General features: G+C 60.7%; 18 protein-coding genes and 1 pseudogene. 11 read left to right on the forward strand and 8 right to left on the reverse strand.

The features are described 5' to 3' along the window. Positions 1-126 precede the first annotated feature (126 nt). The 3 genes from HWW87_RS00750 (at position 127) to HWW87_RS00760 (ending at position 4,086) form a co-directional block, all read left to right on the forward strand. The gene (locus HWW87_RS00750) at positions 127-1,254 is read left to right on the forward strand and encodes an aminotransferase class V-fold PLP-dependent enzyme (RefSeq protein WP_175818854.1); all 1,128 of its coding nucleotides are present in this window, start codon (positions 127-129) and stop codon (positions 1,252-1,254) included. A gap of 96 nt (positions 1,255-1,350) precedes the next feature. Continuing rightward, on the forward strand, positions 1,351-1,920 hold the full coding sequence (locus tag HWW87_RS00755) for a YdeI/OmpD-associated family protein (RefSeq protein WP_175818855.1): 570 nt from the start codon (positions 1,351-1,353) through the stop codon (positions 1,918-1,920). Between the two features lie 138 nt (positions 1,921-2,058). After that, on the forward strand, positions 2,059-4,086 hold the full coding sequence (locus HWW87_RS00760) for an SMI1/KNR4 family protein (protein ID WP_175818856.1): 2,028 nt from the start codon (positions 2,059-2,061) through the stop codon (positions 4,084-4,086). Between the two features lie 112 nt (positions 4,087-4,198). Here HWW87_RS00760 and HWW87_RS00765 read toward each other — a convergent pair whose 3' ends face one another. Then, a complete protein-coding gene (locus tag HWW87_RS00765; protein ID WP_175818857.1) occupies positions 4,199-4,774 on the reverse strand; it encodes a TetR/AcrR family transcriptional regulator in 576 nt (191 codons plus the stop codon). Positions 4,775-4,920: 146 nt separating this feature from the next. Between HWW87_RS00765 and HWW87_RS00770 the strand changes: the two genes are divergently transcribed. After that, complete coding sequence (locus HWW87_RS00770; RefSeq protein WP_175818858.1) at positions 4,921-5,613, forward strand: glutathione S-transferase; 693 nt, start codon at positions 4,921-4,923, stop codon at positions 5,611-5,613. A 169-nt stretch (positions 5,614-5,782) separates the two neighbouring features. Here HWW87_RS00770 and HWW87_RS00775 read toward each other — a convergent pair whose 3' ends face one another. Continuing rightward, positions 5,783-6,127: a GNAT family N-acetyltransferase gene (locus HWW87_RS00775; protein WP_175818859.1), complete on the reverse strand. Its 345-nt coding sequence runs from the start codon at positions 6,125-6,127 to the stop codon at positions 5,783-5,785. 319 nt (positions 6,128-6,446) lie between these two features. On the opposite strand from HWW87_RS00775, the gene HWW87_RS00780 reads away from it, so the two are divergent. The 3 genes from HWW87_RS00780 to HWW87_RS00790 all read left to right on the forward strand — a co-directional run bounded on the left by HWW87_RS00780 (position 6,447) and on the right by HWW87_RS00790 (position 7,938). Beyond that, complete coding sequence (locus tag HWW87_RS00780) at positions 6,447-6,671, forward strand: hypothetical protein (RefSeq protein ID WP_175818860.1); 225 nt, start codon at positions 6,447-6,449, stop codon at positions 6,669-6,671. A 215-nt stretch (positions 6,672-6,886) separates the two neighbouring features. Then, positions 6,887-7,261 (forward strand): VOC family protein, encoded by a 375-nt coding sequence (locus tag HWW87_RS00785; protein WP_175818861.1) that lies wholly within the window; start codon positions 6,887-6,889, stop codon positions 7,259-7,261. After that, positions 7,261-7,938: a hypothetical protein gene (locus tag HWW87_RS00790; RefSeq protein ID WP_175818862.1), complete on the forward strand. Its 678-nt coding sequence runs from the start codon at positions 7,261-7,263 to the stop codon at positions 7,936-7,938. The genes HWW87_RS00785 and HWW87_RS00790 overlap by 1 nt, the downstream gene beginning before the upstream one ends. A gap of 4 nt (positions 7,939-7,942) precedes the next feature. Here the strand turns inward: HWW87_RS00790 and HWW87_RS00795 are convergent, their stop codons facing one another. Beyond that, the gene (locus HWW87_RS00795) at positions 7,943-8,914 is read right to left on the reverse strand and encodes a LysR substrate-binding domain-containing protein (protein WP_174387290.1); all 972 of its coding nucleotides are present in this window, start codon (positions 8,912-8,914) and stop codon (positions 7,943-7,945) included. Between the two features lie 134 nt (positions 8,915-9,048). On the opposite strand from HWW87_RS00795, the gene HWW87_RS00800 reads away from it, so the two are divergent. Next, positions 9,049-11,349 carry an NADP-dependent malic enzyme gene (locus HWW87_RS00800; protein WP_077218037.1) on the forward strand — a complete coding sequence of 767 codons (2,301 nt, stop codon included), beginning with the start codon at positions 9,049-9,051 and terminating at the stop codon, positions 11,347-11,349. A 132-nt stretch (positions 11,350-11,481) separates the two neighbouring features. On the opposite strand, the gene HWW87_RS00805 is transcribed toward HWW87_RS00800, so the two are convergent. After that, complete coding sequence (locus HWW87_RS00805) at positions 11,482-11,943, reverse strand: Rid family hydrolase (RefSeq protein ID WP_175818863.1); 462 nt, start codon at positions 11,941-11,943, stop codon at positions 11,482-11,484. 206 nt (positions 11,944-12,149) lie between these two features. Between HWW87_RS00805 and HWW87_RS00810 the strand changes: the two genes are divergently transcribed. Beyond that, positions 12,150-13,049: a LysR substrate-binding domain-containing protein gene (locus HWW87_RS00810; RefSeq protein ID WP_175818864.1), complete on the forward strand. Its 900-nt coding sequence runs from the start codon at positions 12,150-12,152 to the stop codon at positions 13,047-13,049. Positions 13,050-13,153: 104 nt separating this feature from the next. On the opposite strand, the gene HWW87_RS00815 is transcribed toward HWW87_RS00810, so the two are convergent. Continuing rightward, positions 13,154-13,564, reverse strand: coding sequence for a GNAT family N-acetyltransferase (locus HWW87_RS00815; protein WP_175818865.1), 411 nt, complete (start codon positions 13,562-13,564; stop codon positions 13,154-13,156). Positions 13,565-13,898: 334 nt separating this feature from the next. On the opposite strand from HWW87_RS00815, the gene HWW87_RS00820 reads away from it, so the two are divergent. Beyond that, positions 13,899-14,504, forward strand: coding sequence for a DUF6402 family protein (locus HWW87_RS00820; RefSeq protein WP_175818866.1), 606 nt, complete (start codon positions 13,899-13,901; stop codon positions 14,502-14,504). 8 nt (positions 14,505-14,512) lie between these two features. Continuing rightward, positions 14,513-15,157: a hypothetical protein gene (locus HWW87_RS00825; RefSeq protein ID WP_244107106.1), complete on the forward strand. Its 645-nt coding sequence runs from the start codon at positions 14,513-14,515 to the stop codon at positions 15,155-15,157. Positions 15,158-15,205: 48 nt separating this feature from the next. On the opposite strand, the pseudogene HWW87_RS00830 reads toward HWW87_RS00825, so the two are convergent. The 3 genes and pseudogenes from HWW87_RS00830 to HWW87_RS00840 form a co-directional block, all read right to left on the reverse strand. Further along, positions 15,206-15,361: pseudogene (locus HWW87_RS00830) on the reverse strand (transposase); the annotation flags it as partial. Positions 15,362-15,477: 116 nt separating this feature from the next. Further along, on the reverse strand, positions 15,478-16,287 hold the full coding sequence (gene proC / locus HWW87_RS00835; protein WP_175818868.1) for a pyrroline-5-carboxylate reductase: 810 nt from the start codon (positions 16,285-16,287) through the stop codon (positions 15,478-15,480). Between the two features lie 62 nt (positions 16,288-16,349). Continuing rightward, positions 16,350-17,510: an alpha-hydroxy acid oxidase gene (locus HWW87_RS00840; protein ID WP_175818869.1), complete on the reverse strand. Its 1,161-nt coding sequence runs from the start codon at positions 17,508-17,510 to the stop codon at positions 16,350-16,352. Positions 17,511-17,566 lie beyond the last annotated feature (56 nt).

A 17,566-nucleotide genomic window follows, 5' to 3' on the forward strand; every position in this document is an offset into this window, starting at 1 on the left:
GACCGACGGCGTTCGCTAGAATCTGCTTTCGTCGAGGAAATGACGCATTTGCATGGTGCAGAGCAGTATCGAATCGAAGACGCTGCTTGTCCTGATTCCATCGTTCATCTTTCACCGGAGGCGAGCATGCCAGGTTTACTTCCCGATGTTGACCGCGAGGGGCTCCTCGAATATTCGGTGGTGTACACCGATCGTTCGGTCAACCATATGTCGCAGCGCTTTCAGGGCGTCATGCGCGACATTTCCGCCACGCTGAAAAAAGTCTACAACGCGAAGTCGGTCGCGATCGTGCCGGGCAGCGGGACGTTCGGCATGGAAGCCGTGGCGCGACAGTTCGCGACGAACAAGAAGTGTCTCGTGATCCGCAACGGCTGGTTCAGCTTCCGCTGGTCGCAGATTTTCGACATGGGCAGCATTCCGTCCGAAACGACGGTGCTGAAGGCGCGCCCGGTCGAAGCAGGCAGGCAGGCCGCCTACGCGCCGGAGCCGATCGACGAAGTGGTCGCCGCGATCCAGAAAAACAAACCCGATTTCGTGTTCGCGCCGCACGTCGAAACCGCGTCCGGGATCATGCTGCCGGATGCATACCTGCGCGCGGTGGCCGATGCCGTGCATGCGGTCGGCGGCATGTTCGTACTGGATTGCATCGCGTCGGGCACCGTGTGGGTCGACATGCAGGCGAGCGGCGTCGATATCCTGATCAGCGCGCCGCAAAAGGGCTGGAGCGCGTCGCCGTGTTGCGCGATGGTCATGTTGAGCCCGCTCGCGCGTGAGCGCATCGATTCGACGACCAGCACCAGCTTCGCATGCGATCTGCGCAAGTGGCTGCAGATCATGGAAGCGTACGAGGGCGGCGGGTTCGCGTATCACGCGACGATGCCCACCGACAGCCTCACGACGCTGCGCGACGTGATGAAGGAAACCGACGCGTACGGGTTCGACAAGGTGAAGGCGGAACAGCTCGAACTCGGCGAGCGCATTCGTGCGCTGCTGACGGAGAAGGGGTTCAGGAGCGTGGCCGCGAAGGGGTTCGAGGCGCCGGGTGTCGTCGTGAGTTACACGGACGATGATGGTATTCGCACCGGGAAGAAATTCGCCGATGTCGGTTTGCAGATCGCGGCAGGCGTGCCGTTGCAATGCGACGAACCGGAGGATTTCAAGACGTTCCGGCTCGGGTTGTTCGGTCTCGACAAACTGCATGATGTCGATGGCGCAGTGAAGCGGTTCGCCGATGCGTTGAACCGGATTCTTTGAGGCGGTTGTGCGGAATGGAGTGCTCCGGTGGTCGCCGCTCGTTCGTTGAGTGGCGACTTCTGAGTCGTTGAAAACGCAACCATTCGGGATCGTGACATGACCGAAGGCGCTCTAACGTTTGCCAGTCAGGCTGAATGGGAGAACTGGTTGGGGCAGAACGGCGGCACGTCGACCGGAGCATGGCTGCGGCTCGCGAAAAGAGGCGCGGGGCAGCGAACCGTCAGCTATGAAGAGGCGGTGGAAAGCGCCCTCTGCCACGGCTGGATCGATGGCCAAAAGAAGGCCGAGAGCGAGCAATACTGGTTACAACGCTTTACCCCGCGTTCGGCGAAAAGCATCTGGTCCAAACTCAACAAGGACAAGGCCGAAGCGCTGATCGCCGCTGGCAGAATGCGCCCGGCGGGCATGGGCGAAATCGAGAAGGCGAGGAAGGACGGCCGCTGGGAGGCAGCTTATACGTCGGCCAGCAACTCGACCGTGCCGGATGACCTGCAGGCGGCTCTGGACGCCAATCCAAAAGCCGCGAAGTTTTTTGCAACGCTGAACAGCCGTAATCGCTATGCGATCCTGTTTCGGATACAGAACGCCAAGAAGTCGGAAACAAGAGCGCGCAAAATCGCGGAATTCATCGACATGCTCAAGCGGGGCGAGACTTTTCATCCGTAGGGCTTGAGTTTTTGGCCGAGATTTTGTCAAGCGGGGCGTATAGCTCGTAGTGATCGCTCGTGCTCAGCAGCCGTCATGCGCTGGGCATGACCGACGGGCAGGCATCCTTCGAACCACGGCATGACAACACCAAGCACCATGAGCGATAACGAGAGCTTCCCCTTCTGGCTCAAGCAGCCCTACGAACACTGTCGTCGTGCCGTGCCGGGCGCAATGCAATCCGAGACGATTCCGATCGAGGATGCGCTGACGCGCGTGACTGCGGCGGACGTGTTCGCCCTCGAGAATGTTCCATCAGTTCCGCTCGCTGCGGTCGAAGGCTATGCATTGCGCGCATCCGATACCGCGCAAGCGACGCGTGGTGCGCCGGCCGAACTCGATTTCGAGTTTAGCCGGCGTGCGCTGGCTTCGCCAGCCGGCAGCCCGGCGGCTCGCGCAATCGGCGCGCAGTGTGCGGTCGATGTCCCTCCGTATTTCCCTCTGCCGGAAAACGCCGACACCGTCGTCCCGAAAGGCGATCTCGAGATTTCGTACCGTGGCACTCGTTCTTTTCTGCTGCTGCACGCGCCGGTACCGGCCGGTCAACATGTGATCCCATCGGGCAGCGAATTCAGGCAAGGCAGCCTGCTTCTGCCCAAGGGCAGCAGGATAACGGCCGAATGGCAGATCGCGCTGACGGCCGCAGGCGTGCGCGACATCGAGGTGACGAAACGGCCGCGCATCGGCGTGGTGATCGTCGGGTATGAGCAGTGCGCGAACCGCACCGGTCGCGAGCGCTGGCAGCGGCCCGACACGAGCGGCCCGTACATCCGTGCGGTATTGCAGCGCTGGGGATACGAGGTACGTTCGATCGAGTACATCGAGCCACCAGACATGACACGGCCACCGCTTGAGGTGCAACAGAACGAATACGCGTTCAAGAAGAAACTGACCGAGCTCGCGCAACGTTACGATCTGATCGTTGGCGCCGGGCTGCCTGCTGTGCCACCATTTCGGGATGTGGGGCTGAATCCGCCGCAACTGATGTACTCCTACGACGCAACGACTGTCGACATCAAGCAAGCATCGGCCGATCGCTTCAACTTCGGACGCAGCGACGATCGCTCGCCGCCGAAGAAAACCACGCTGCTGTTCACGCGTCCGGACGGTACGCAAAGCGGGATGACGGTCCTGACCAGCTACGATCAGGCCACGCTGATCAATCTCCCGGGCCACACGAGCGCGGTGGCGATGCTGATGCACGCGATCATGCCGCGCGTGCTCGATTCGCTCGAGCACGCCGCAGCGCCCGGGCCCCATTGGGAAACCGGCATCATCGACCACAGCGTCGAGCGCGATGCTCAACTGAACGCGATGCGATGGGGCAACCTGCATCGTGGCGCCGACGGAAACCTGGTCGTCCGCCTGCTGCCGTCCGAAGGCGACGGGTTGATCGGCGGCGTCGTCCGTGCCGATGTGCTCGTCGCGATCCCCGCTGCGGAATATCCGATGTCGGCAGGTTCGTCCGTGCTGTTCCTGCGTCTCGATCGCGATCTTTCCAGCGAGCCGCCGCGCCAGGTGATGGCGGTATCCGCCGAGGTAGCCTCACACTCATTGCCGGCGGTCGAAACCCGCACGACAACTGTCGATATCGACGACGCACGCAGCATCGATCTGCGCGCAACATGGCAACGGCTCGACGCGGCATTCGCCGCCGATGCATCACGCTTGCCGGGCGGGCTCAACGGGCCTGCGTCCGACGATGAGATCGCTGCGTTGCAGGTCGCGCTGGGTACGACGCTGCCTGACGCACTCGTCGACAGTCTGCGCATTCACAATGGCCAGGCGGCGTCGGGCGATGCGTTTTCCGGAAGCGACGCGCTGCTGAGCGCCCACGAGATCCTCGTGCAATGGCGCATCTGGAAAGGTCTGGTGGACGGCGGCGACTTCGACGACATGACATCGGAACCGGACCCCGGCATCGCTGACGACTGGTACAACCTGAAGTGGATTCCGTTCACGCATGACGGCAGCGGGAATCATTTGTGTGTCGACCTCGATCCCGCCGAAGGCGGTGTCGCAGGCCAGGTGATTCGTGTCTGGCATGACGATGCGCGGCGCGAGCGTATCGCGGGGAGTTTCCCGGCGTGGCTTGCCGGCATCGCCTCGGCGCGACGATCAAGCTGAGCACTCGTCGAGCATGCAGTGCAGTGGGTTTCTGACGGGGTGGGTCGCGCGGTTGAACATCGCGCGTTCGCGAAGGTTCGACGTCGTTTGAAGCTGCGTCACCGTTGCACTGCTACGCCGGCAAAAGCCCCGCTTTCCGATAATTGTTGATCAGCACGTCATAGAGCGAGAGATCGCCGCGACTCCGCGCGATGAGCTGGGCGCCGGCGATCGCGGCGAAGATGGCCCGCGCCCGTTGCTTGCTCTCCCGAGAGCTGACTACCGCCGCTGCGGACAGAACCTTGCTCAGCCACGCGACGTTCACGTCGGCGAAGGCCAGGACTTCTTTCATCACGACTTCCGGCAGATCGTTGGTTTCGGCGGCCATGAAGCTGCACAGGCACAGGCGGTTGCCGGTCTCGAGCGCCTTGCGAAAGGTATCCGGATAGCGACGCAGGCAATCCAGCGGATCGCGCGATCGGGCCAGCATGTCGTCCAGCGCCGCCGCTGAATCCTCCCAATAACGCCTCGCTACCGCTGCGCCGAGATCGGCCTTGCTTTCGAAGTGGTGATAGATGCTCGCGGCCTTGATCCCCACCTCGTTGGCGAGATCCCGATAGTTCAACCCGCCGTAGCCGTGCGTCTGCGCGAGCCTCGTGGCGGCTGCCAGAATTCTTTCTCTCGAGTTCGAGCTCGCGTCGTTCGTCACTGCTTCAGTCTCCGCGCACGGGAAATGGATGTTGACACCCAGGATTGTACCTTATATGGTTAACCTAACAAACGTTAGGTAGATTTATGGGCAGCGTGTGTTCACGTCGTCCGATCCCGTGCAACCGACTACGGAGCGCCTTCGCAATGACTTCCAGTAACGTCGATTTCGACACAGCCCGACTGCCCCTGATGAAGATCCACGATTTCCCGACAGGGCCCTATCCGACGCGGGTGCGCATCGCGCTGGCCGAAAAGGGGCTGCAATCGCGCGTCCAGTTCGTGATGGTCGATCTTTACAAGGGCGAGCATAAGAAGCCCGAGTTCATCGCCGGCAAGAATTATTCGGGTACGTTGCCGGTGCTGGAACTCGATGATGGAACCTGCATTGCCGAGTGCACGGCCATTACCGAGTACCTCGACACGCTCGATGGCGTACCCGTGCTCACCGGCAGCACGCCGCGCGAAAAGGGCATCATCCACATGATGAGCAAGCGCGCCGAGCTGGAGTTGCTCGACGCCATCAGCGTCTATTTCCATCACGGCACGCCGGGGCTGGGCCCGGACGTCGAGACGTATCAAAACCCGGAGTGGGGATTCCGTCAACGCGACAAGGCGCTGAGGGGCATGCGCTACTTCGATGCCGTTCTGCAAAGCCGACCGTATGTCGCGGGCGAGACTTTCTCGATGGCCGACATCACCGTCATCGGTGGCTTGATCTTTGCGATGCTTGTGAAGTTGCCGGTGCCTGAGGAATGCGAAGCGCTTCGCGCCTGGTACGCGAGAATGCTGGAGCGTGAGAGCGTCAGGAACCAGCCGGTGTTTGCGATGCTGAACTGAGCTGGCCCTGCACTGGTCGATAACGGGCGGATGAGGGGAGTGGACGGATGGCCGCGCTACCGCGTCAAGCGGTACAAAACATCGGGACAACCCTCCTCGTTTCTGCTCCCGTCGCTGTACGCAATGGCAACGAACCCGTGCTGCTCGTAAAACGCAGCAGCATCGTGGTTCATTTGGAACGTATGGAGCTGGAGCGTACCTCCGTTTGCGACTTCACCGACTCCAGCAGGGCAGTGCCGATCCCTCGCCGTTTGAATTCGGGGCACACGTACAATTGCTCGAGCCATGTCACGCCGTCAGTAACAGCGTGTGCGGCCATGCCGATGATGTGGTCATCGTTCACGGCAACGGTAACGTTGCCCGACGGAACCAGCATGTTGGCAACCCAATCGCGGACGGCCGCTTCGGCGTGCGCGAGTGGCGCATAGGATGCCAGCGTGTCGCGCGACCGAAGATAGACGTCGGCCACCGCCGCGGCATCGGCCATAGTCGCTCGACGCAAGATCAGGGGCATGTATCGGCCACTCCGAAGTCAGCAAGGAATGCTCGACGATAGCAGCATACGGGACCCATATGTTCACACCCGAATTTGTAAACGAAGAATTACGCCAGTTTGTCTTAGTAGCCAACCATAGCTTGGAATCGGCGGAGGCCGCTTGTCTAAGCATCGAGTACAACCGGGCGCGCATCGTGCACGGTCGACCGCACCTGCCTTCGGGGCCCTGGAAATGTCAACTTGTCTATGATGTTCGCGGTCAATCGGTGAGCGAAGTGACGATTGACCAAGTCCGGGCAGCGCTCTGTGACGTAGCTACCGTGGAGTTCAAGCGCTGATGGGCATTCAAGTCATAGTTGCCGCCGGGAGCCGAGCAGAGGTGGTCGAGAAATTGGGAAATGCGGCTCCGTTCACCGAGATCTTTCCATTGCCGGGAGGCAATTGGGGGATTTCCATCCCGTTCAAAGTCGTCGACGATATTGGCGAACAGGTCGTACTCGGCCGCATCTCGGCTCTCAAGTATTTCGATCTCTGGGTGGGCGAGTGGAAGCCACCGCAGTAGAGCCTACGCTCGCTTGCGAAAGAACAGCAATAGCTCGTACGCCACATCATGAGGGTCCGCTTCCGGATACCAAAACGGCCGTCGGCATTCTTGTTATTGAACGGCAGCAACGGGCCGTTCTGAGCCGCTAACGAACCCCCGCCGCATGTGGCAACATTGCGGTCATCGCTACATCACATCAGCGTGCTGACTGGCCCATCCATCGGAGGGAACTCATGTTTGACCACGTCAAATTCGGCGTCAGCGACTACGCCGCCAGCAAGGCGTTTTTCCTGAAGGCACTTGAACCGCTGGGTGGCGAAATTGTCGGGGAAAGCGACCCGTCGTACGGCATCGAGATCGGTCTGCCCAGCAAGTCTTCGCTGTGTCTGTTCCCGACCGACGAGAAGCCGGCGCCTCTCCACATCGCGTTCGTTGCCGACACGCGGCAGCAAGTCGATGCGTTCCATCGCGCGGCGCTGGAGGCCGGCGGGCAAGACAATGGCGCGCCGGGGCTGCGGCCGCGTTATCACGCGAACTACTACGCTGCGTTCGTCATCGGTCCGGATGGACACAATATCGAGGCGGTGTGTCATCGGGCGGAGGGGTGATGCGCTGGATCGGTAAAACGCTTGCCGTGATGTCAGGCATTGTGGTCGTCGGCATCGCCTATGTTCAGGCAGCGCCCCGCGAAACGGCATTCCCGCGCTTCACGCAGGCCGAAGGCCGGCTCGATGCCGACGGGCTTCCACTGTCCGGCGTGAAGCTCTGCGTGCTTCCCGACCGTGCGCCGTGCTTCGAGATGCCGCCGGCGCCGCTTCCCCATTCTTCGAAGGAGTGGTACCAGTTCGGTCTGAATCCACGGTCCGAGCGGTTGCCGATTGCGTCGGGTGGCTCGTGGGTGTTCTTCTCCGGGATGTTCTCGGGTGGCGGCAGCGGGATGCTGGAGCGTGTGGCCGTCCTGCGGGTCGGCGCGAACGGCAAGATCGAGAACCTGATGCCGAAAGTCACCCAGACGGAAATGGCCGACCGCGCGATGTGGAATTTGCCGGAGGTGTCGCCGTATCCGCTGTTCGTCCGGGCCGATTACGAGTGGGGTAAGGACGAGGATCATTTCGGCCCGCACTTCTTCGAAGTCGACGCATGGGTGTTCGATCCCGCCGCCAATCAATACGCGAAGCGCTTTGCTTACCGTACGAGCAAACGCTACGACAGGGGCGAGGGCGGGGACCACGTGCTGAGTGCCGAACGTCCGGAGATTCTGCGCCGCCTCGCCGCCGGCAAGTAGCGCCTTATCGCTGCGCGTCCCCGTAAGTCTCCTTGCACACCTCGCGTAGCGCGTCGACGAGCAGATCGCGCGCGGGCGATTGCGAATCGGCGGAGCGCGTGAACAGTGCAATCGGCGGCAGCGTCCACACCAGCGAATAAGGCACGATCGCCACGCCGGCGATCCGCACCAGTTCTTCCGCGATATCGGCCGGCACGATCGACACGGCCTCGTCGCTCGACGCGATCATTTCGCCGATCAGCTTCGACGAGTAGCTTTCGACGATCGGCACGGGCGGCGCGATGCCGGCCGACAGGAACAGGTCGGTCACCTGTTCGCGCATCGGCGTATGCGGCGCGCCGAGAATCCAGTCGAGCGCGTGCAGCTTGTGCCAGTCCAGCGGCGTGCGGGCGAGCTTGGCGGCAAGACGCCGGCTCGCGATCATGCGCGGCTGCTGCTGGTACAGCACTTCAAACGAAACCTGCCCGAGATCGATCGCCGACGATGCGCGCCCGATCACGATGTCGACGCTGTGATCCCGGAGTTGCAGCAGCAACTGGTCGCTGGTGCCTTCGTGAATCGTCACGGTCAGACGCCGCTCCATGCGCGCTTGCAGCCGCTTCAGCGCGGCCGACAGCATCTGGCCGGAGATGAACGGAATCACGCCGATGTGCAGGTGGGCCGCATGCCCGGCGGCGACGGCCTCCATCTCGCGGGCGAGGTGGTCGAGATCCTTGATCATCGCCTTCGCCCGTTCGAGCACGACCGCGCCGAGCGCGGTGGGCCGCATGCCGCGCGACGAGCGCTCGAACAGCGGCGTGCCGAACATGCTCTCCAGTTCGGACAGCGCGTTCGTCACGGCCGGCTGGCTGCTCGCCATGTGCTCGGCGACGCGCGTCAGCGATCCGTGCTGCTGGATCTGCAACAACAGCACCAGATGCCGGATCTTCAGACGCGCGCCGAGCCGCCTGACCACGTCGTTTGCATCGAAATTCATTGACTGGTCATGCATTCATTATGAAAAAGTGATGGACCGATATTAAAACAGAATCATCGCGTTATGGCGGATCCCTAGAATCACCTTCATGGATCGCGCCGGGACTGGCCTGGCGCTCACGCCGGGACGAAAACATGAAACAGACAGAGACACAGCAGCAGGCCGCGTTCGACTATCACGAGTTTCCGACCCCCGGGAAAATCTCGGTCGTGGCGAGCAAGCCGCTGGTGACCCAGCGCGATCTGGCGCTGGCCTATACGCCCGGCGTGGCGAGCGTGTGCGAGTCGATCGCCGCCGATCCGCTGCAGGCGCATCGCTTCACGAGCCGCGGCAACCTCGTGGGCGTGATCACGAACGGCACCGCGGTGCTCGGCCTCGGCAACATCGGCCCGCTCGCGTCCAAGCCGGTCATGGAGGGCAAGGCTGTCCTGTTCAAGAAGTTCGCCGGGATCGACGTGTTCGACATCGAGATCAACGAGACCGACCCGGACAAGCTGATCGACATCATTGCCGGCCTCGAACCGACGTTCGGCGGCATCAACCTCGAGGACATCAAGGCGCCGGAATGCTTCACCGTCGAGCAGAAGCTGCGCGAACGCATGAAGATTCCCGTCTTCCACGACGATCAGCACGGCACGGCCATTACCGTTTCCGCCGCGTTCATCAACGGGCTGAAGGTCGTCGGGAAGTCCATCAAGGAGGTGAAGGTCGTGACGTCGGGCGCCGGTGCGGCCGCGCTGGCGTGCCTGGACCTGCTGGTCGACCTCGGGCTGCCGGTGGAAAACGTCTGGGTGACCGATATCGAAGGCGTCGTCTATCGCGGCCGTACCACGCTGATGGACCCGGCCAAGTCGCGTTTCGCGCAGGAAACCGATGCGCGCAAGCTCGCCGAAGTGATCGGCGGCGCGGATGTGTTCCTGGGGCTGTCGGTCGGCGGCATCCTCACGGCGGAAATGCTGAAGGCAATGGCGGCGCGTCCGCTGATTCTCGCGCTGGCCAACCCGACGCCGGAAATTTTCCCGGAACTGGCGCACGAGACGCGCGACGATGTCGTGATCGCGACGGGCCGCTCGGACTACCCGAACCAGGTCAACAACGTGCTGTGCTTCCCGTACATTTTCCGGGGCGCGCTGGACGTGGGCGCGACGACGATCACGCGCGAGATGGAGATCGCCGCGGTGCACGCGATCGCGGGGCTGGCCGAGGAAGAGCAGAACGAAGTCGTCGCGGCGGCCTACGGTGCGTACGACGTGTCGTTCGGCGCGCAATACCTGATTCCGAAACCGTTCGACCCGCGCCTGATCGTGCGGATCGCGCCGGCCGTGGCGAAGGCGGCGATGGAAGGCGGCGTGGCGACGCGTCCGCTCGCGAATCTCGACGCGTACGTCGAGCAGCTGCAGCAATTCGTCTATCACTCGGGCGCGTTCATGAAGCCGCTGTTCGCGACCGCGCGTCAGCTCGTGCGTGACGGCGGCAAGGCTCGGATCGTGTTCACCGAAGGCGAGGACGAGCGTGTGCTGCGCGCGGTGCAGGTGATCGTCGACGAAAAGCTTGCGCGGCCGATTCTGGTCGGGCGTCCGGAGGTACTGCTTGCGCGCATCGAGCGGTTCGGCCTGCGTTTGCGACTTGGTCAGGATGTCGAAGTGACCAATCCGGAATATGACGAGCGTTTCCCGCAATACTGGACGAAGTATTGGGAACTGCGCTGCCGCGATGGTATTTCGAAGGAAATGGCGCGCGTGGAAATGCGCCGCCGCCTGACGCTGATCGGCGCGATGATGGTGCAGCTCGGCGACGCGGACGGGATGATTTGCGGGACGGTGGGCGAGTATCACAATCACCTGCGGTTCGTGGACGAAGTGATCGGCAAGAAGCCCGGTGCGTCGACCTACGCGGCGATGAATATCCTGTTGCTCGATCAGCGGACGGTGGCGCTGGTGGATACGCACGTGAACGACAACCCGGATGCGGAGCAGATCGCGGAATTCACGATCGCGGCGGCGCGGCAGATGGAATGGCTCAACTTGACGCCGAAAGTCGCGCTGCTGTCGCGGTCGAATTTCGGGTCGGGGAGTGCGGCTTCAGGCGTGAAGATGCGCCGGGCGCTGGAGATCGTGCGGGAACAGGCGCCGGATATCGAGGCGGACGGCGAGATGCATGGCGACTGTGCGCTCGATGAAGGGCTGCGGGCGAAGCTGCTGCCGATGTCGCCGTTGAAGGGGGCGGCGAATTTGCTGGTTTGTCCGAATGTGGATGCGGGGAATATTGCTTACAACCTGCTTAAGACGGAGGCGGGGAGTAATGTGGCGGTGGGGCCTTTCCTGTTGGGCGTTAATGCTCCTGTGAATATTCTTACTTCCAGCGCTACCGTGCGGCGGATCGTGAATATGGCTGCTTTGACGGTGATTGAGGCGAATCGGGGTGTGGCGGGCTGATTGATTGGCGGGGGCGGTTGCGACCGCCCCTCGTTTGTCGGCATTCGGCTGCGGATTCAACCCGTCGATGCAACGCATTGATGACAATGTCGCGAGAGCAATGAGCGAAAGGTCGGCTCGATGGTGGTGCGATCAGACCTTCACGGCCTTCGCCGCCGTTACGGTCACTTCGACCAGCCAGCCGGGCTCGACAAGGCCTATTACCTGGGCACGAGTCCGGGTAGGCAGGTGGGGTTGCGCTGCCGAGCCGAAATAGTCGGAATAGACGCTCGAGAAACTGCTGTAGTCTGGCGGACTGTTCGTCGCGGGCTCTGCAACGAAAAGAGCAAGCATGGCAATTACATCGCCTAACGCATATCCTTTGGCTTCGAGGATGCGCTGAATCTGGTCGAACACGCTTTTCGTTTGCGTTTGCAAATCTCCGAAATAGCTTACCGTGTGTGGTTCGGCGTCGAGATTCGATGGCAGTGCACCTACCCCACTCAACGTGATGGTTGTTGCACTTGCAGGGACTTCAATTGCTTCCGAAAATTCTCGCGCCCACGATGCTTCGAGGTGCGCGGGGGTATGGTGCCGCACAATGGGGTCGCTCATTAGGTGCTCCAAAGGTGAGTTGGTCGCCTGTCACGTGCACCAACCACGTGCAACGAGCCCGCTCGATGGTCAGTCGGAATATCGAGGTGTGTCAGCGCATGATGGTACTTAGATATCGATGATCGTAAAAATGAATTAATTCGATAAAATCATTCGACGATGTCGATCGATATCATTGCGTTGATCACTGATCCAGTGGGAGACATATGGAACTGCGCCAGCTTCGCTATTTCCAAACTATCGTCGAGCTCAACAACCTTTCACGCGCAGCCGAGAAGATGTGCGTTGCGCAATCCACGCTGTCGCACGCCCTTCGCCAACTCGAGGAGGAATTGGGTATCGCGTTGTTCGACAGAGTAGGGCGAGCCATGCGCCTTACACAGGCAGGCCGCGTTTTTTACGATTATGCGGTGCGCACATGCAATGAAACGATGCGAGCCAAGCGAGCCATGCAGGAACTCAACGAGCTCGACGCCGGGACCTTTACCTTGGGCACTATCCCGGTATTTCCGCTTTCATTTCTGCCTCCGGCTGTCTCGTCGTTCAATCAGATGTACCCCAAGGTGCGGATCGTGGTCCAGGATCTTCTCGCGGCAGAGCTTGAGGAAAAACTGGCATTGGGAACACTCGATCTCGGTATTGCGTTCCATCCGGCTTCACGGAGCGATGTCGAATCGGAGTATCTTTTTTCGGAGCGGCTCGTTCTGGCCGTTGGCTGGGGCCACCCGTTCGCACAGAAGCGTCGGGTTCAGTGGAAAACGCTTGGCTCGATTCCCCTTGCCCTACTCACGCCAAAGTTCTCGACGCGCATCCTGATTGAAGATGCGTTCAGAGCGGCTAGCGTGCAATCGCAGATAGTCGTAGAAATGGACAACACGGAGTCGCTTTTGGCTGTCGCCGCGGAAGGGCAGCTTGCAACTATCGTTCCTGAGAATACCGGTACGAGAATCGAATGCATCAGCCTGATACCCATAACGCATCCGGAATTATCCCGAAAACTCGGGTTGCTATGGCCGAAGGGAGCCGGACGGACTCGCGTCGCGACGACTTTCGCAGATATGCTCAAAGATGTGTCCGCGAATGTCCGAAATGATCAAAAAACGTGATCTGTGGACAGATCGACCGTGTAGCCATCGAAGGCCAAGTGACCGCTGTCGGTCGGTAGCGATCACATCATTCAATTCTCCTTGATGTGGTAAGTGCGACTGCGTCATTTGATGCGAAGAAACATACCCGCTTTCTCGGGAAGTACCGACGGCTGGAAACCGTAGCGTTCATAGAACTTCGGCGTCCCGTGATCTGCCATCAGGCTGACATAGGCGGTCGGCGGGGCGTTCTCGTGAATGTAGTTCATGAGTGCTCGCATGATCAGATCGCCTACGCCCTTCTTCTGGTGAGTCGGTAGTACTGCGATATCCACGACCTCGAAGAAGCAACCGCCGTCGCCGATAACCCTGCCGATTCCGACCGGAGCGCTACCTTGGTACGCCACGACACTAAAGAGGCCATTCCTCAACCCGATCGTTGCAGCTTGCTCAGATTTTCGGCTCAACCCCGCAGCAAGGCGGATTTCGATATATGTCGATACCGAGGGCACTTCCTGATGGATGATGTATTCCATGTAGCTCTTCAGGGTGGATGTGCGAGGGGGGATGTGCGATGTGCGACGCGCATCGGCAAGTCAGACAAACTTGGTCGAAAAACGGCATGCCTGCCCGCAACCAGTCAGCAGGCGTTGGTGAGAAGATTATCTTGAATTCCTTGCCATCGCCAGTGTTGCGGTACCAAGGCGGGATAGACCAATACGGGCGACGCAGCATGCCCTTTGAGAATTGTCCTAATCTTCACGACTTTCTCGTACTCGGACAGATTTAACAGTTGTTTTCATTACTATTGCGGACGTACTTGGGTATCGATTATTTTGGCGCGGATTCATTCGGAGGCGCCATCCACCCATGTCAATTGTCAAAAAAGTCACGTATTACCAGATGGAGCCGAGGCTTTTATATTCCGGAAAGCATTGGAAATGCTATTCGGGCGTCGTCGGGTGCGTTCCCATCGACACGCAGCAAAAGATCTCGTTCGCCAGGCTTGCGCCAAATGAGCCGCCACCGCCACCTCCGCCCAAGGTAGCCGATACAGTCGCACCGCAGAAGCTGCCAGCTCCTGCTCCTGCTTCGGCATCGGCCAAGTCGCCCGCCAAGCCACAGCCGAGCGACAAGCCCCGAGACGCAGAGCCAGCCGACAAGCTGCCCGAGTTCGATCTGCAGGACATCCCCAACGCGATGGACAAGGAGGGCTGGCCAATTTCGGCCAAGTTGGCGCGAAAGTGGCTGGCGAGCCCCACGCATGTCTACAACAACAATCTCAACTCGCTGCAGCCGATCGACGATACGACAGTCACTCGGGAATGGGCGTTGAGGTTCCGCGGAGTACGGGGGCGTTTCAAGCAACGTGGCGACGACTTCGTGGTCTACAGCAAGCCCAAACTCATCAAGCTGGACAAGCCGATCATTCTGAAAATTGACACCGTATGCAGAACCATTCCGGCCGAGCAATGAAGGCGGCCATGACCATCCTCAAAGTAGTCTTGTCCGTGATCGCCATATACCTGGTCGTCGATATCGGATGGCTGTTCGTGCCGGTTGACGTGCATAACGCGATCACGATTTTCGCGCTCCTGAATACGAAGCTGGCGATCCTCGTCATCACGTCGATCATCTTCGGGTTCTTCCTGTACCGGCTTGTCAGAAATTTAAACCGTTTTAGCCGAGCGAAGCGCGTAGGCCTTGCGATCGTCACGCTCGGTTTTTTGGCGTTCGTCTACCTGGTCGGCTTTCGCGGGATCATGACTGACGATACCGATTGTCAGCGCTTCAATTACAACGCCGAGCTGAACGGCGGTGTCAAACAGGTCGACGGCAGGATCTACATCGTGAATATCTGCGGAAGTGGTAGCCAGCGTGGTGGCTTTTTCGCGGACCAAAATGAACAGGTCAAAATCGTCGTAGCCGATGCTCACGGATCGACGTTGGCCACTAGGTTGTCGTTCGTTTTCTGGGGCGGGCGACCGGGCTACGAGCCGATCGAGGTCCGCGATGGCAAGTTGACCTACTTCGACGCGTCGGATCAGTATGACGGCATGCGGTCGATCTCGCTGCCACCCACCACGCTCGATTGGGTCGCGGCGAGAATTCCGATTGGGCTTCGTTGAGATCGGTCCCGCTGCCCGGGTGGTCGTCGCGTTGATGTGGCGTCACCTCTCTTCCTCAAGCTGCTTCAGCCGGCGCAGCTCTGAGGGTGATAGCCCGCCGTACTTCGTCCGCCAGTTGTAAAACGCCGCGTCGCTGATTCCCGTCTTGCGGCAGGCCTCCGCGACAGGCGTACCCAGCTCGACCTGCTTTAACACATATGCGATCTACTCTTCGGTGAACCTGCTCTTCTTCACGGCATGACCTCCTGGTCTCGATGACAACGTCATGCCGGAATTTTCCATTTTCAACTGGGATAGTTTTGTGGGCTAGGATCACGTTTCTAGCAGCCCAGTTCGGCACCGAGCTGCATCGCTCGCACTTTCGCCGCGAGGGTGCCGCGTATGATGCTCGCGGCTATATCGGCATTCTCGAATGCATCCAGGGCAGCGGCCGTTGTACCGCCCTTCGACGTCACGCGTTCGCGCAACATGCCTATGGGATCGGACGATTCAGATGCAAGTTGCACCGCGCCTTTGAAGGTCGCGAGCGTCAGCGTGCGCGCCTGCTCCGGCGAGAAACCCAACGCTTCGGCCGCCGCCTGCATCGCTTCGATGAAGTAGAAGACATAAGCAGGCCCGCTACCCGAGATCGCCGTCACCGCATCCAGCCCATCTTCGGCACTGAGCCAGACAACGACGCCCACGGCGCCGAGAATGTCCGACGCGCACTTGCGATCGTCGCTGCCGACTTCCGGCAAAGCAAAGAGACCTGTAGCGCCCTGACCAATCAAGGCGGGCGTGTTGGGCATGGCCCGCACCACGCGCGCATGTCCGCCCAACCAGCGCGATAACGTTCCCACGCGAATACCCGCAGCGATGCTAATAACGAGTTGCCCGCGCAGCAGTGGCGCGATTGACGCACACGTCGCCTTCATCTGCTGCGGCTTGACCGCGAGGACGATCACATCGCTCTGCGACAAACACACATCGATGCTCTCACGCACCTCAATGTCAAACGTCGCACGGCACTTCGTTCGGGCGTCCTCGTCCGGATCGACAGCCGCGATATCGCCCGCAACGACGCCCCTGTTGATCAATCCTCCGATAAGCGCACCAGCCATGTTCCCTGCGCCGATAAATGCAATCTTCACGAGTCACTCTCTTTCTGGATGTTGTGTCAGGTATACCTATCCATCCTTACACGACGCTACGCTCAATCTGTCCCCGCTCGTGGCATCGCGGCCGGTTGTACACAATCGCGGTCAAGACTTGCAACGTCGGTTCGACCGAGCAGCTTCATCGTCGCGTTCATTTCCGACTTCATCAGCGCGAGAACATGAGCGACGCCACCCATCCCGCGTGCGGCGAGCCCGTAAAGCGGCGCGCGTCCCAGAAACACCGCCGTCGCGCCGAGAGAGATCGCCTTCACGACGTCGGTGCCGCGCCTCACGCCCCCATCGACGAAGACGCACAAATCGCGCCCTACGGCCCGATGCACCCGCGGCAGGAGGTCGAGGGGCGCAGGCGCGCTCGCCAGTTGCCTGCCGCCGTGATTCGACAGCACGATGCCGTCTGCACCGGCATCGCGTGCCAGCATTGCATCCTCTACGCCCAAAATGCCTTTGACGATCACACGCCCACGCCAATGGCGTCGTATCCACGCGAGATCCGTCCACTGCAGCGCAAGGTCCATCTGCCGGCTCAACAAGGCCGCGTGCCGGTCCAGGTTCTCGGTTTCGCCGACGCTTTTGGCGATGTTGCGCAACTGCGGCACGCCGTGCATCAGCATCCGACACGACCAGCGCGGGTGACGCATGCAATCCAGCATCAATTTCACCGACGGCCTGAGCGGCAAGCGAAAGCCGTTGCGCACGTCATGATCTCGATTGCCGTGAACCGGCGTATCGACCGTCAGGACCAGCGTGCTGAAACCCGCTTCGTTCGCACGCCGCATCATGTCTTCCGCAATGGCGCGATCACGCTGCACATAGAGCTGAAGCCACAGATCCGCGTCCGGCGCCGCGGTGCGCACGTCCTCCAGCAGCGACGTCGCCGCCGTGGATACGACGAACGGCAGGCCGGCGTCGGCCGCTGCCGCCGCCAGCAATTCATCGGCTTTCGGCCAGAACAGTCCGTTGAGCCCCGTGGGCCCGACGATCATCGGCGCGGCGGCTTCGCGATCCCATAACGCCGTGACCTGCGAGCACGCCGAGACGTCCGCCATGACGCGCGGGCGAAATTGCCACCGCCCATAGCTGTCGCGCGCAGCGCGCATCGAATCGCCGTCTTCGGCCGCGCCTTCGAGATAGTCCCAGGCGATCCGGGCAAGACGCCGCTGCGCGGCCGTACGGTAATCGTCAACGCAAGCAAGCATGTCGGTCCCCGCGAAAATATACGTACAGAAATAATTTCATTACAATTATGTCGATT

Origin of the sequence: Burkholderia sp. BCC0419, assembly GCF_902830285.1 — a bacterium.
In the GTDB taxonomy this organism is placed as follows: Bacteria; Pseudomonadota; Gammaproteobacteria; order Burkholderiales; family Burkholderiaceae; genus Burkholderia.